Source organism: Kordiimonas lipolytica, assembly GCF_001550065.1.
The window spans coordinates 72,235-84,964 of record NZ_LRUB01000031.1; the positions used below are offsets into that span (position 1 = coordinate 72,235).

General features: G+C 52.6%; 12 protein-coding genes. 8 read left to right on the forward strand and 4 right to left on the reverse strand.

Annotation, left to right across the window (positions count from 1 at the left end; genetic code table 11):
• Window positions 1–75: 75 nt before the first annotated feature.
• The gene (locus tag KORM41_RS15755) at window positions 76–486 is read right to left on the reverse strand and encodes a MerR family transcriptional regulator (protein WP_068150311.1); all 411 of its coding nucleotides are present in this window, start codon (window positions 484–486) and stop codon (window positions 76–78) included.
• Window positions 487–591: 105 nt separating this feature from the next.
• On the opposite strand from KORM41_RS15755, the gene KORM41_RS15760 reads away from it, so the two are divergent.
• From KORM41_RS15760 to KORM41_RS15795, 8 genes are all read left to right on the forward strand, one after another.
• The gene (locus tag KORM41_RS15760) at window positions 592–963 is read left to right on the forward strand and encodes a mercuric transporter MerT family protein (RefSeq protein ID WP_068150314.1); all 372 of its coding nucleotides are present in this window, start codon (window positions 592–594) and stop codon (window positions 961–963) included.
• Between the two features lie 15 nt (window positions 964–978).
• Window positions 979–1,305 (forward strand): heavy-metal-associated domain-containing protein, encoded by a 327-nt coding sequence (locus tag KORM41_RS15765; RefSeq protein WP_068150317.1) that lies wholly within the window; start codon window positions 979–981, stop codon window positions 1,303–1,305.
• Window position 1,306: 1 nt separating this feature from the next.
• Complete coding sequence (gene merA / locus KORM41_RS15770; RefSeq protein WP_082719995.1) at window positions 1,307–2,752, forward strand: mercury(II) reductase; 1,446 nt, start codon at window positions 1,307–1,309, stop codon at window positions 2,750–2,752.
• A 177-nt stretch (window positions 2,753–2,929) separates the two neighbouring features.
• On the forward strand, window positions 2,930–3,343 hold the full coding sequence (locus tag KORM41_RS15775; protein WP_068150321.1) for a hypothetical protein: 414 nt from the start codon (window positions 2,930–2,932) through the stop codon (window positions 3,341–3,343).
• A gap of 374 nt (window positions 3,344–3,717) precedes the next feature.
• Entirely contained in the window at window positions 3,718–5,169 is a 1,452-nt protein-coding gene (locus tag KORM41_RS15780; protein WP_068150326.1) for a Wadjet anti-phage system protein JetA family protein, read from the forward strand.
• Window positions 5,162–5,866, forward strand: a complete 705-nt coding sequence (locus KORM41_RS15785; RefSeq protein WP_068150328.1) for a DUF4194 domain-containing protein — start codon at window positions 5,162–5,164, stop codon at window positions 5,864–5,866. The genes KORM41_RS15780 and KORM41_RS15785 overlap by 8 nt, the downstream gene beginning before the upstream one ends.
• A gap of 16 nt (window positions 5,867–5,882) precedes the next feature.
• Complete coding sequence (locus tag KORM41_RS15790) at window positions 5,883–9,479, forward strand: SbcC/MukB-like Walker B domain-containing protein (protein WP_068150331.1); 3,597 nt, start codon at window positions 5,883–5,885, stop codon at window positions 9,477–9,479.
• On the forward strand, window positions 9,466–10,716 hold the full coding sequence (locus KORM41_RS15795; protein WP_068150334.1) for a Wadjet anti-phage system protein JetD domain-containing protein: 1,251 nt from the start codon (window positions 9,466–9,468) through the stop codon (window positions 10,714–10,716). The genes KORM41_RS15790 and KORM41_RS15795 overlap by 14 nt, the downstream gene beginning before the upstream one ends.
• A 43-nt stretch (window positions 10,717–10,759) precedes the next feature.
• On the opposite strand, the gene KORM41_RS15800 is transcribed toward KORM41_RS15795, so the two are convergent.
• The 3 genes from KORM41_RS15800 to KORM41_RS15810 form a co-directional block, all read right to left on the reverse strand.
• Window positions 10,760–11,965 (reverse strand): Fic family protein, encoded by a 1,206-nt coding sequence (locus tag KORM41_RS15800; protein ID WP_068150337.1) that lies wholly within the window; start codon window positions 11,963–11,965, stop codon window positions 10,760–10,762.
• Window positions 11,966–12,223: 258 nt separating this feature from the next.
• Window positions 12,224–12,436 carry a hypothetical protein gene (locus tag KORM41_RS15805; RefSeq protein ID WP_068147794.1) on the reverse strand — a complete coding sequence of 71 codons (213 nt, stop codon included), beginning with the start codon at window positions 12,434–12,436 and terminating at the stop codon, window positions 12,224–12,226.
• A 59-nt stretch (window positions 12,437–12,495) separates the two neighbouring features.
• Window positions 12,496–12,730 (reverse strand): hypothetical protein (locus KORM41_RS15810; protein WP_231727304.1); only part of this gene is annotated, 235 nt, incomplete at its 5' end.

Genomic DNA, 12,730 nt, shown 5'->3' on the forward strand with positions numbered 1-12,730 from the left:
GCCTATCTAAGGCGAGGTGTGAAGTCATAGCGTAGTCTTCTTGGCAAGCTTAAAGAGGGCGTCAGCTTGACGCCCCTAATCCTCCAGCAATCGGTCGACGATGACACAATCGGGGGTGTCGCCGCCGCTGCATTCCGCCGCCATGGTTTCAAGGGCGGATTGTAATTTCACGAGGTCGGCAACCTTATTTTTGATCAGCGCCACATGCGCAAGTGCGATGTCTTTTACATCATCGCAGGCGTAGGTGCCGTCCACCATTTCCAAGAGGCCTGCCACTTCCTGATTGGTGAAGCCAAGTTCTCGGGACCGGCGGATGAACTTCAGCCGCTTCAGATGATCAGGCGAATAGCATCGATAGCCAGACGCCGTGCGCGGCGGATCGGGCATCAGGCCGATCTTCTCATAGAAACGGATGGTCTCCAGATTGACCCCGCTCTCTTTCGCCAGCGTTCCTCTGGTAAATTCACGTTTTTGCGATACGGCCATTTTCCTATTGATCCTGTATTTGCTACAGGGTGTAGCCTACAGGAAATCAAGCCGGTGGCGCAAGCCGCGGCTGTCTGGCGATCAAAACTGTGATGAAGAGTATTTATGAGCGACCTGGAACAAACCAATGGCACAAAGAATTGGGCGGCCAGCTTTGGCGTCATCGGTGCCATCCTGGCGTCGTCCTGCTGCGTCCTGCCCTTCGTTTTCCTGATGCTGGGCGTCAGCGGCGCCTGGATTGGGAACCTGACGGTGCTGGAACCCTACAAGAACTATTTCGTGGCGGTGACGCTGGTCTTCCTCGGTGTCGGCTTCTGGCAGGTTTATGTCAAACCCAGAAAACAGTGCGCGGAAGGCCACTGCGCTACCCCCAAGTCGGACCGGGTCATCAAAACCGTTCTGTGGGTGTCTACCGGTCTGGTTCTGCTGGCACTAACCGTCGACTTCTGGGCCCCCATTCTTGGCAACTATATCTGATACGGAGTAAACAAGATGAAACATCTTATGAAAGCAACCCTTGTGGGCCTGGCACTTGGTCTGTCCATCCCCGCTGGAGCAAATGCCCATGACATGCAAACGGCAGCGGATCAGGCCACGCAGAAGACAGTTACTTTCACCATTGAGAAAATGACCTGCGCCATGTGCCCGATCACCGTGCGCAAGGCCATGGAGAAAGTGGCAGGCGTCCTCTCTGTCGAAACCGACTATGACAGCAAAACCGCGACTGTCGTCTTCGATCCGTCGAAAGCGAACACCGATGCCATTGCTGCCGCGTCCACTAATGCCGGCTATCCCGCAAAAGTGACCCAAGGGTCCTGATATGGCATTCGACAAGGCTGCGGAGGACTGCTGCAGCGGTAAAGGGTCCGGGCAAAAGACACGCCTGATGGTCATTGGCGCCGGGTCGGCGGGTTTCTCAGCCGCTATTACAGCCGCAGAGGCCGGAGCGGAGGTGACGCTTGTCGGCGCGGGCACAATCGGCGGCACCTGCGTCAATGTAGGCTGTGTACCCTCAAAAACCATGATCCGGGCTGTGGAACCACTCTATCAAGCCAGCCACGCCAGCCGGTTCGAGGGTATTTCCTCTGCCGCGATGGTGTTGAACTGGCAGGCTGTGGTCGGCCAGAAACAGCAACTGGTGGATGACCTTCGGAAAGCCAAATATACCGACGTTCTGCCGTCCCATCCCGGCGTAAGCTATGTGGAAGGCAAGGCAAGGCTGACAGCAGATGGTGTGCTGGTGGACCGCACGCTCTACCGGCCTGACAAGATTATCATCGCGACCGGCTCATCGAATGCGGTGCCCCCCATCCCCGGTATCGACAACGTGCCCTATCTGGACAGCACGTCCGCCCTTGATCTAACGGCGCTACCAAAGTCCACGATTGTGATCGGTGGCGGCGTGATCGGTTGCGAGCTGGGGCAAATGTTCGCGCGCGCAGGTGTCAAGGTGACTATCTGTTGCCGGAGCCGCCTGGTGCCGGGCATGGAACCGGAGATTAGCGAGCATCTGGCCCGTTATCTGGAAGAGGAAGGCGTTCGCGTTCTCACCGGGATCGACTATCAGTCTGTCACGGAAGAGGATGGCACCATTAACCTCATCTATGGGCAGAACGGCATCCGTCAGACGGTGACCGCGGAAACGCTCCTACTGGCTGCCGGGCGCCGCACCAACACGGAAGGACTGGGACTTGAGGAAGCTGGGGTCGCCCTGAACGATAGGGGCGGGATTGAGGTGGACAGCACCATGCAAACCACCAATCCCATGGTCTATGCCGCTGGTGACGTGACCGGCAAGGACATGTTCGTCTATATGGCGGCCTATGGCGCTAAACTCGCGGCCTTCAATGCAGTCGGCGGCGAGATGCGCGGCTATGACAATGCTGCCATGCCCGTGGTGATCTTTACCGATCCGCAGGTCGCTTCCGTGGGGCTAACGGAGACACAGGCCAGCAGGCAAGGTATCAATGTAAAAACAAGCCTGATTACCCTGGATCATGTACCGCGCTATCTGGCTGCCCGCGATATGCGCGGCTTGATCAAGCTAGTGGCCGACAAAACGTCTGACCGCTTGATAGGCGCCCATATTCTAGCTCCCGAGGGCGGTGAGCTTATTCAAACCGCCGTGATGGCGATCAAGGCAGGCATGACCACGAGTGAGCTTGCTCAAACCATCTTCCCCTATCTCACTGGCGTTGAAGGCCTGAAGCTTGCCGCCCAAACCTTCGACAAGGACGTGAGCACATTGTCCTGTTGCGCTGGATAGGTCAGGACATAACCAAACGAACGGCGAGGAGAAACTACATGTCCACCACAGACCTCAAACTGGAAGAATGCGGCAGGGTTGCCAAAGCCCGGCCCGATTGGACGGCTGACTCGCCTCCTGTTCGGCGCCATGTGCCTCTATTATGTGCATGATCTGTGGAGCGTACGTGGGGATCTGATGACCGGCGAAGGCACGATTCGACCGCTTTTGTGGAATGGCATCGTCATAGGCCTCGTGCTGATTAGCTATGTGATCAATATCGGCTTTTCTCGCTCGTGGAAGAAATGGCCCGCTGCCATAAGTGCAGTGATATTGATAGGCTTCGCCCTGACGGGGTATCTGCAATCAGGCCAGCTTGAAACACCAATGCTGGCGCGCGCCGTTCATGTCTGGGAGCTATACATCTTCAGCCATCTTGGACTGGCCTTTGTAGTTGCCGCCCTGATCGGCACGCCTGGCTGCGAAATGCGCGCATTCCATCATCTATTCTCTTTGGTCACAGGAACGCCGACCAAGGAACACTGCTGCCCAATTGGCCCGCTGAAGCCGATTGATAAATGGGAAAATCAACAATCATGGATGCCCAAATAAGCGTATGGCGTTCAATCCCATCCGTCCGGAATTGGCGGATTGGGACGTTTGACAGCATAAATTGAAGGTCTGATTATGGAAGAAATAGCAGCCTTGTAGGATAGCTGCCTGAATAAGCCTCAAAAGTGAAATACTTCAATTTATCCTCTGCCCGGACATAAGCAATGGTGAGTTCTATTAGAAACCGGCCTCACTATTTATATCATCAGAAAGTTGCATAATAATAAGTTGCCAAAATCAACCACAGATATATTATATGTGACGTTTTGACCCTGCAATGATCGTAATATTATCATTTTTGGCAAAATCTCAGCTGTGTTCACTTAATATATTAATTTCAGAACACGCTTGGCCGACTGCAGAAAGGCCTCTAAGTGCTTTTTGAGGTAATCCCAGATCACTTTTTTCGGGTATTTTCAGGCCCTAGACGTCATATCAATGCATACCTGATCAAACGATTATATAATGTCTACTATGGCGATGATGCAGATCTAGAGGTGCCGCTCGCGTCAGAAGTCAGGGCGTTTCTTATCTCAGAGATTCACACACTTCCGGAACACCTCCAGCAAACCCTGGATAGGGACGGTGCTCCACCCAGTCCCGAAACCGAGGGGCATGCGTTCTTTCGTAAACTGGTGACGTCCTACAAGTGGCTCAAGATCACAAGAGACCTTGGTAAAAAGTATGTTCAGTTCACAGCCGTTGCACACTCCATCCTTGATTTTTTTATGGGGCTGCGCTCTGCCTTGTCGGAAGACTTTACCATTGACCTCGCGGGCATTTTATCGAGCCTTGAGACTACGGTAAACAAGAGCGACCCTCATGCGTGTCTGTCTGCACAGAAACAGTCTCGCGAATTAGTGAAGAAGCTGAAAGCCCTCAGCGCCTCCCTCATCGATATTGAAGAGCAGTTCTTCACTAACAAGGATCTTAAATCCAACATTCATCTGCTGATGCAGGAATTTTTCGACAATATCCTGATAAAGGAAATTGCGCCACTTGTTACCCAGAACCACCCAATACGGTATCGAACGCGGATCATCGAGCTCTGCAATGAGCTGAGATCGGACCGTAGCGCTGTGATGTTGCTTGGGCGTTCCTTGTCAAAGGCAAGTAAGTATGGCGAGATGGAAGCTATTGATGTGATCAATGACTCTTTGAGCTTCATATCCCGTGCCTTTGATATCGTCCCTGCCCTGATGCGCCAGGTTGACACCAATCGCCGAAAGCTTGAGACCCGAATCGACAATACAACCAAATATATGGAGCTATCAGCACCAACCGATACGGAAAAATTGCGCCTGGTGTTGGCAAATATCTCCCGCCACCCTGTCGAGGAAAACGAGTTTGACTTTCGGGGGCGAGCCGGGCTTGTCAGCGAGACAATGCAGGAGTTATTCCCGTGGCCGTTCCTGTCTGAAGGATGGTCCCTTATCGACGACGCCTGCCTCACCTTTCCCGCTGCAAGACGACGCATGGTCGTGCCAAAACGGCAGAGGCGGCAAAAACGGAACAAAGCGGCGGATAGGCGGATCAGGGCTATCAGGCAGTGGGAGTTGTTTCTGGAGGGAGATCCGGAGATCGCCCGCACTATCATTGAGAAAACCATTTGCAAGGGTGAGCCTTTTCGGAGCGCCGAGTTGAAGGTGGATGGACTGAGCGACTTTATCCTCTTTGATCAGCTCAGAAATCTTGAAACGGTTTTCGAGGGGGTCCTTAGGGAAGACTATCAGATTGACCGAGAGGAGCTGGGCGAAAACGACTTCGCTATCTTCCGGCACTTTACGATCACACCAAGACACAAGGATGGGGGAAAATATGGCTGATGCTATGCTGTTTGAAGAAGCCGAAGAATTGCTGGAAAAGGCAGCGCGCCGCAACTTGAAAATCGACGAATCAGACCTTCAGAAAACAGCCCAGCATCTTTTCGAGAAGCAATTTCTGTTGGAAGAAGTCAAGCTTGACCGGGCGAAATACGAGATTGTCGCTCGATATCCCCAGTATTTCGACATGCTGGCTTACGCCTTCGGGCGCCGACTGATTATCGATCCGGAGAAAGGCCTTGTTGGCCTAGTGCCGATCGACCATGCAAGTGAAGCACGCGGCCCCCGACGCCAGCGCATATCTCAGTCAAGAACTCAGATGCTCTTGGCATTACGGATCGCGTTTGCCGATGCTGCAAGTGGTGGGCATTACCGGCGAGGCATGGTGGCACAGATTCCTATGAAAGATGTGCTCGAGATTCTTGAGACTGGTCTAGGAAAAAAGTTCGAATGGAGCCCACAAGCCTTTGAGGACCTTCGCTGGGCAAAACAACATCGGATTGTTGTCGGGTCCCTGGACGAGATCAAAGAGGAGGATGCCGTCATTGAGGTGGCCCCCACAATCCTACACATCATTGGTGACAACTGGCGACAGCTTGCTGAAAGATACCATGGCAGTTTTGGAGAAGCGGCCATAGAGGCGAAAGAACAGGCTGAGAAAGAAGCAGCACTTCAGAAACCTGAGCAAGAACAGCATTAGGGCGAGGAATAGCGAGATGGATGACAAACTAAACCTAGAGCCAAAAAAATCTTCCGGATTGCCAGCTACCCACATATACAACGCGCGGTCTCTTGCTGACCGCCCTAAGGTTTTTGAGCTGGTCCATATCGCCATCGTGAATTGGTACCTGTTGGACAGGGAAGACCTGCCTGTCCGCGGTGCGATCGCGATCACAGGCGCCAACGGAGCAGGCAAGTCGTCGATCCAAGATGGCATACTGGCTGTCATTTCCGCACTCGACGAAAGCAAAATGGACTTCAATGCCCTGGCTCGCGGTGGCGCCAGCAAAGCCCTTGGCGGTCGCTCTGTAAAGGACTACGCCCTTGGGAAGCTGGATGACTACGGCTATAGGCGCTCTGATGAGGACGGTACACTCACTCGCTTTTCCCTAGGTTTCAAGCACACCGTTACTCAGGAGGAAGTATCCATCGGGTTTGCGATTTCTACCGCACCTGGGCAAGACAAATATGATATTGAGGCCCTTTTCATTGTTAAAGGACGCGTTCTCAAGACTGACGACTTCGTAGATGACTTTGACGAGGACGAGTATTCACCTGTGTTCTTTCAAGAAACGACCGACAGGCTTCAAACTGAAGGGCTTCAGGTCGAAACCTATAGCAAGCACGAAAAGAGAAAGTTCCTGAAGCACTACCTGACGGCGCTGCAAGGCCAGAAGTTCAGAATGGATGCTGAGCCCGAGCGGGTCAGGAAAGGCTTTCTGGCGGCGGCGTCCTTGAAGGAGATCAAGAACATCTCGGATTTCGCAAGGCGTTATGTCTTTGACCCTGCCTATATCGACGTCGGCGACTTCAGGGAAAGCTATGAACGCTATACCGCGCTCAAGAATAAGGTTGTGCGGATACAGGACGAGATTGACGTCCTGAGCGGACTGATCGATGTCTGCACCTCCTACGAAACCAAGGGACGGCAGATCGAGGCTTGTGAATGGTTCAAACGTCGAGCGCTAAACATTGAGGAGTATCTCAGGTTTCGTGAAACCCGTGAGAACATGATCAAGGCTGAGGCTGACTACCGCGAAAGGGAGGTACTTCTTCAGCACGGGCAAAATGCGCTTGAACAACGCCTCGCCCAGCGAAATGCCATGGAAAAGAGGCTGAACGAGGCTGGCGTCAATGACATGGTCGAAAAGCTACGGCTTCAGGACGAACAAAAAATTAGAGCCGCAGGGGAATTGAGGGGTGAAATTCAGCGCTTCGACACGGCTATCAAGAGCATTGTGGGGTTGCAGCAGAATGCCCACTATATCAAAAACCATCGGCCTCTGTTCGAAGCGATTAATGCCGTAGCCAAAACAATTTCTCCCCTGCCCGCCAGTGCAGTTGAAGCGGATGCCGTTGACCATAGCTTGGAGGGCGTCAGGAGTTTTTCTGCGCTCGAGACAGATATCAAGGCTCAGTTACAGAAGGCTTTTGCTGAAGCAGAAGCGGCCAAAATGCAACTGAAGGAGTTTGAGGCCCTAAGAAATACCGAAGGGCGCTCCAGTGTAAGAGTTCCGGAGGCAATTTCAACGTTTCAGGAAAGCCTTCGCAGGGACGGCTTTGATACGAAATTGCTGTTTGAGCTTGTCGATGATGTTGATGAAGAGTGGCAAGACGTGATCGAGGCATATCTAGGACAAGGCAGGTTTGCAATTGTTCCTCGCCCTGATCAGGCAATTGGAGTCATCAGTGCATATCGCCGCCATCCGAACACTGACCCTTTCCGGGCTGTAAAAGTGCTAAACAGCTCTTGGTCGGTCGCCAAGGGGCGGAGCGCAAAGCCTAATAGTATCGCCAGCAAAATTACAGCGACCGATCCGACCATCAGGGCGATCCTGGATGACCGTTATGGCGATATCATCTGTGTTGAAGACAGCGAAGACTTTGAACTTCATGCAAGGGTTCTGACCCGAGATTTTACGACACAGAGCGGAGGCATGGTGTCAAGGATCAGGCCTGCCGATGGTGCCCTGCTATCTTCCAGCACATCGCCACAAATGGCGGCAAGGCTTCAGGAAAGCTTCTATGAAGCGCAGAGCCAGCTTAAGAAGGCAATGCATGAAGTCACGAGAATTGAAACCGATCATGCTACAGCCAAGCGGTTCATTACAGCCCATGATCGGTGGCAAGAGCGCCGCATTCGTAAGATTTGCGAAGAAATAGATGACATCGCGAACGAAAGAGCATCAATCCAGAAACAGATTGAAGTCGCGTTTGCAAGTGTCGACGCAGACCTACAGACCGAGTTTCAGGCACTTGAACAGGAGATTGGTGAGGCACGAAAGGAATTGGAGAGAGACCAAAACCTTTATGAAAAGGCTAAGGAAACATTCAATACTCAGCAGGGCATTCTCAAGTATTTGCCTGAGCTCAAGAGCTATTGCACCCGTTTGGAGCTGAATAAACGGCCAGCCGCAGCTGACTTTGCCATGACGAGCTTCTCAGCACTTTTCAAGCGAAATCTGGAGCAGAAGCAAGCTCGCTCTTCCCAAGCCCTTTCGGTTGCCGCGCGGATAAAATCACTGGAGACCGCCCTGGCTGGAAGCACAACGGTGTGTGATCAGGAAAAGCAAAGGCTAGAGCCTGAGATTGAGGCAGCCGGGGCGAGGATCGTCAAGGACTATGCAAACTATGTCCGCGATTTCCAACAGGACCCAATACTGGACTTTGAAACTCGCCGGGCAGATATCCATGACCACGTGTCTCGACGCCACGCAAAACTGAAGGATCATGTCCTTCTCGATTATGAGGCCAAGCTGGCAGAAGCGCTCGTGCAAGTCGATGAGATGCTGCAGGGGCGGTATTTGACCGAGCTTCATGGCCGAATTCAGGAGATCGATATCCGGCGGAACAGTATCAATAATAGCCTCCGCAAAAGCCCCTTCCATGGAGAACACTATCGGTTCGTCATGAAATGCAAGGCAGATTACCTTCCTCTCACAAAATTGGCGGACCGGATCGGTGGTGATGGCGCTCAGCTTAGCCTCTCGATGAATCCCGACGATATCAAAGACCTTGAAGAGGATGATGTGGAAGCGCTTGAGAAACTGAAACTGCTGATCTCCTCTCCAGAGTTCGAGTATGATGAATTTACCGACCCGCTCGCCTTTTATGACTTTGAGCTAGAGATTGGTCGCTACGAGCAGTCCGAGACGGGTCGAACGGTCTTTAGGAAAAAGACAACCTTTACGCACGGCGTTGGCACCCGCTCCGGAGGAGAGATACAGGCCCCCTACTATGTTGTACTGGCATCTGCCATGTCTTCGCTCTATCACGGCAGGAGCATTAACACCCATGACTCGCTCGGAATGGGCCTGGTTTGTCTCGATGAGGTGATGAACAAGACCGATAGCCCGAACATGCGGCGGTTCATTGACTTTCTCGTCAGCATTGGCCTTCAGCCCATCATGGCGGCGCCAGGTAAGGAAAGAAGCACCTTCCAAAGCAGATGTGACACCGTCATCGATATTGTGAAGATTGAAAACAATGCGATGCTTGACATTCTCTATCCAAAGGACCGGCTCCATGCAGAAATCAAGGCATCAGATCCCAACGAAAGATCACTAGAGGCGTTTGCGCGTGACGACGATTGATCTTCCAGAGGCCCTGCAGCGCGAACTCTGCAAGTTTGCTGACAAATATGAGCGTGCCACATGGAGCGGCGCGAGGGAGCCCACACTAAAGTCCCCTAGTCCGACCTTAATCGGGCAGGAACGGGAGCGCACAGATGCGGCGCTGGAGCATCTATGCCAGGCGCGGGCGCTAAAACCAGTCTTTGGTAGGCGCCGGGACCAAGCTCATGTCATTGAGCGGTACAAGGTCGCAGACTTGGAATCGTTGAGCGAACAGTTGAGTAGGTCCTTGCTTGGCGACCGCATCGAACGCGGTTTGGCCTCTATTTCTCATATCTACGCAGACCGAGCAGAGGCCCGCAACTTTCAAGACTGGGTAATCCGAGCAGCAGCCGAGAAGTGGCGCACAGGTCAATCTTTCTATGGCTACCGTATTGACAGCGCCTTTACCCTTTCAAAGGTCGTTACAGTGGCCACCTCACTCATTGCAGGCAAGGGCGGTGGCAAAACAATCAGGAAGTTCAGCACTGAATCTGTCAGGGACAGCAAGTTCGTCGGAGACCACCAGAGCAAGATACAACGATTGTTGGTTGCCTATTATGGCTTTGAGCCGGAAACTGCACCAGATTTTCTGAGCAAGTTTGGACTCGGGACCCCAGCCGCGCCTGTATTCGTCTCAGGGCAACTTAAGGCGGTATATGACGGCCACGCAGGGATAGACGTTGGCAAAGTCCCGTTTGTCGGTTTGCCACCAAATGGCGCCTTTTCGCCAGCGTTAGCAGTGAAGGCCGTTTTGACAATCGAAAACTGGGAGAGCTTCTATAGGCATATTGTCGAGGTGCCGGAGCGCGAAGTGATCGTTCTCTATACTGGGGGTTTTGCGTCAGTGGAGACAGCTTCTATCCTTGAGAAGCTGATAAGCGCTGGCCTCGACTGGTTCCATTGGGGTGACATAGATCCATACGGCCTAGCCATTATTCAAGCGCTTGAAGGTGCGGTAGGCCAACCGTCAAAACCACATCTTATGTCTCCCGAACGACTGCAAGAGATTGGGGCTTGGGCTGACCGGCCAGCAAATGCGAAAGTCCTGCAAGACCTGGCCGACAGAGATGGATGGATGCAAGACTTGGCACGGTATTTCCTGAGTGAAGATCGCACCAGGTGGCTTGAACAAGAAATGCAAGACCCTGAGCCAATTTTTCGCCCCTCGAACGTCAAGCCAGTTGAAAATCCGCCCTCGGAAAAGCCGCGCTATTAGCCTTGGTTGAGGCTGCTGACGCCGCGTAGCACCGCCGCCTATATCATGTTTTGTCCGGGAAAAGGCCTGGCATCCATCTGCCGGCCAATGCAGCTGGGAATGTAAGCCGCAGTGGCGCCCGTGTGCTTGCACTTGTGAGTACCCCTCGATCCAGCAAGGCCGACGTAATGCGCCGCGCGGTACGTTCACTGGCGTTCAAGAGTGGGGCGACATCACCGCGTGGTAGTTCACCCCGAAACAGAACGGCCTCCATGACACTTCCGGACTTGGTTGGTAGGCGGTCTCCGCGGATTTCTTCTTCCACCCAAATCAACATGCGATCCCGCAATCGATCCGGCTGAACCAACTCTTCCATGAAGCTAACCTGGTCAATGCAGGCCTTCAGGAAGAATTTGGCAAACTCCGCGAGCGACTCTTCGCTCAGGTTGCCGCGGCCGTCTAGGTCATTGCGCCGAGGTTGATCGCAAGCTGCCAGATGCGCCTTGTAGGTTTCGACGTGGCGGGCAAGTCCGCGGGCAATTGACCAAATACCGCCTGTATCGAGCGCATCACGCAGCATGGCATAGGACATCAAACGAGATACACGTCCATTGCCATCCAAGAACGGGTGAAGCCAGGCAAGCCGATGGTGTGCGGCAGCAGCGGCAATGATGGAATCCAGCCTACCCAACTTTTCATATGAAGCCTCAAAACGCTTCATGAAACGAGGCAGGGCCCCTGGGCTGATTGGAATATGCCGTCCGACCTCTACATCTCGATCACGCATTTTCCCCGGTATGACCTCGATTTTACCTTTCGTGACTGGATCTTCCACCCATAGCAGTTCCTCCGGGAGCAATTCGCAGAAACGACGGTGGATTTCCAAAATGCCTGAAGCTGAAGTCGCCTTGCCTTTAAGGCCACCTTCATCAATCCATTTCTGCACAGCAATGTGGGCTTCAGCCTCAAGCTGCAAATCACGCTGTTGGGGATCGGCGCTATAATCTTTGTTCATTGCGCGTTCGATATCGATCGGATGCGTATCATGCCCCTCGATCAAGTTGCTATAATAGCAGTTCATCGCGCGTACGAGATCGGACAAGGCGGTAACCACACCGTCGGGCAGGCTCCGCCGCAAACCTGTCGATTTAGCGGTCAGTTCCAAAGCGAGATCAGCCAATTCCCCCCGATGTTTGGAGCTTTCAGGCACAAGCATAGGCTCCATGCTTGTAACAGCTTCACCCCGATCTACGGGCATTTCCTTGTCCATGTTTTTGGCCGCTTTTTTGTCCGGTTTTAAATTAGCAATAACTGTATATATATCATTATGTTATATTTTAATATAGGCGTTTATGTCAGAAAAATTGGCCACTTTATTGGCCTATGAATTATAAGACAGCTCTATGCTTTTAGCATCGCCCAAAGGACGAGAGATCCCTAGCTACATTATGCCATGAAAACAGACAGCCGGTGAGGATGGTTGACAAGAACACCCACATCAAAAAGAGCGATTTAGTAAACAGGCGGTTTAACGCCGCCTGTTTACATTATCCTTGGTGGAACGATCCGGATTGTCGCGCGCATACTCACGGCCGTTGATTTTGACAACATGTGCATCTGGATGTTCGCCGCGTTTGATTTCAGCGACAACATTCCTGCGCGGTACATCTTTTCGTGCACCAATATCATAGTGTTCATTACGACCTCCAGGGCCGTCATTTTTGCCAACAATTTTTGTCATTTTGACTTCTCCTGCTATTTGGCTTTCTATCAGTTAAGTGAATTGATCACACGCCCGACCTAACGCAAGCGCCGTTTCATCCGTTCGATCTGTTCGGGAGAGCCTTCAGCGTCAAAGCCATTCCGGGTTTTCTTCATTCTAACGCCCGGACCCGCAGCCCTACGGATTCCCTGCTCAATCGTTTTTTCAAACGATCGTTTCATTTCGCGTTCAAGCTGCTGCGAGCTTGTAATGCGTTTACCGTTAAACTTCATATCAATGCGTACCATGTCAGGCCTCCTATTATCCTTTGGG

Bases quoted from the DNA above. Each gene is read 5' to 3' on its own strand.
- KORM41_RS15755 (WP_068150311.1), bottom strand. From the start codon at position 486: ATGGCCGTATCGCAAAAACGTGAATTTACCAGAGGAACGCTGGCGAAA.
- KORM41_RS15760 (WP_068150314.1), top strand. From the start codon at position 592: ATGAGCGACCTGGAACAAACCAATGGCACAAAGAATTGGGCGGCCAGC.
- KORM41_RS15765 (WP_068150317.1), top strand. From the start codon at position 979: ATGAAACATCTTATGAAAGCAACCCTTGTGGGCCTGGCACTTGGTCTG.
- merA (WP_082719995.1), top strand. From the start codon at position 1,307: ATGGCATTCGACAAGGCTGCGGAGGACTGCTGCAGCGGTAAAGGGTCC.
- KORM41_RS15775 (WP_068150321.1), top strand. From the start codon at position 2,930: ATGACCGGCGAAGGCACGATTCGACCGCTTTTGTGGAATGGCATCGTC.
- KORM41_RS15785 (WP_068150328.1), top strand. From the start codon at position 5,162: ATGGCTGATGCTATGCTGTTTGAAGAAGCCGAAGAATTGCTGGAAAAG.
- KORM41_RS15790 (WP_068150331.1), top strand. From the start codon at position 5,883: ATGGATGACAAACTAAACCTAGAGCCAAAAAAATCTTCCGGATTGCCA.
- KORM41_RS15800 (WP_068150337.1), bottom strand. From the start codon at position 11,965: ATGGACAAGGAAATGCCCGTAGATCGGGGTGAAGCTGTTACAAGCATG.
- KORM41_RS15805 (WP_068147794.1), bottom strand. From the start codon at position 12,436: ATGACAAAAATTGTTGGCAAAAATGACGGCCCTGGAGGTCGTAATGAA.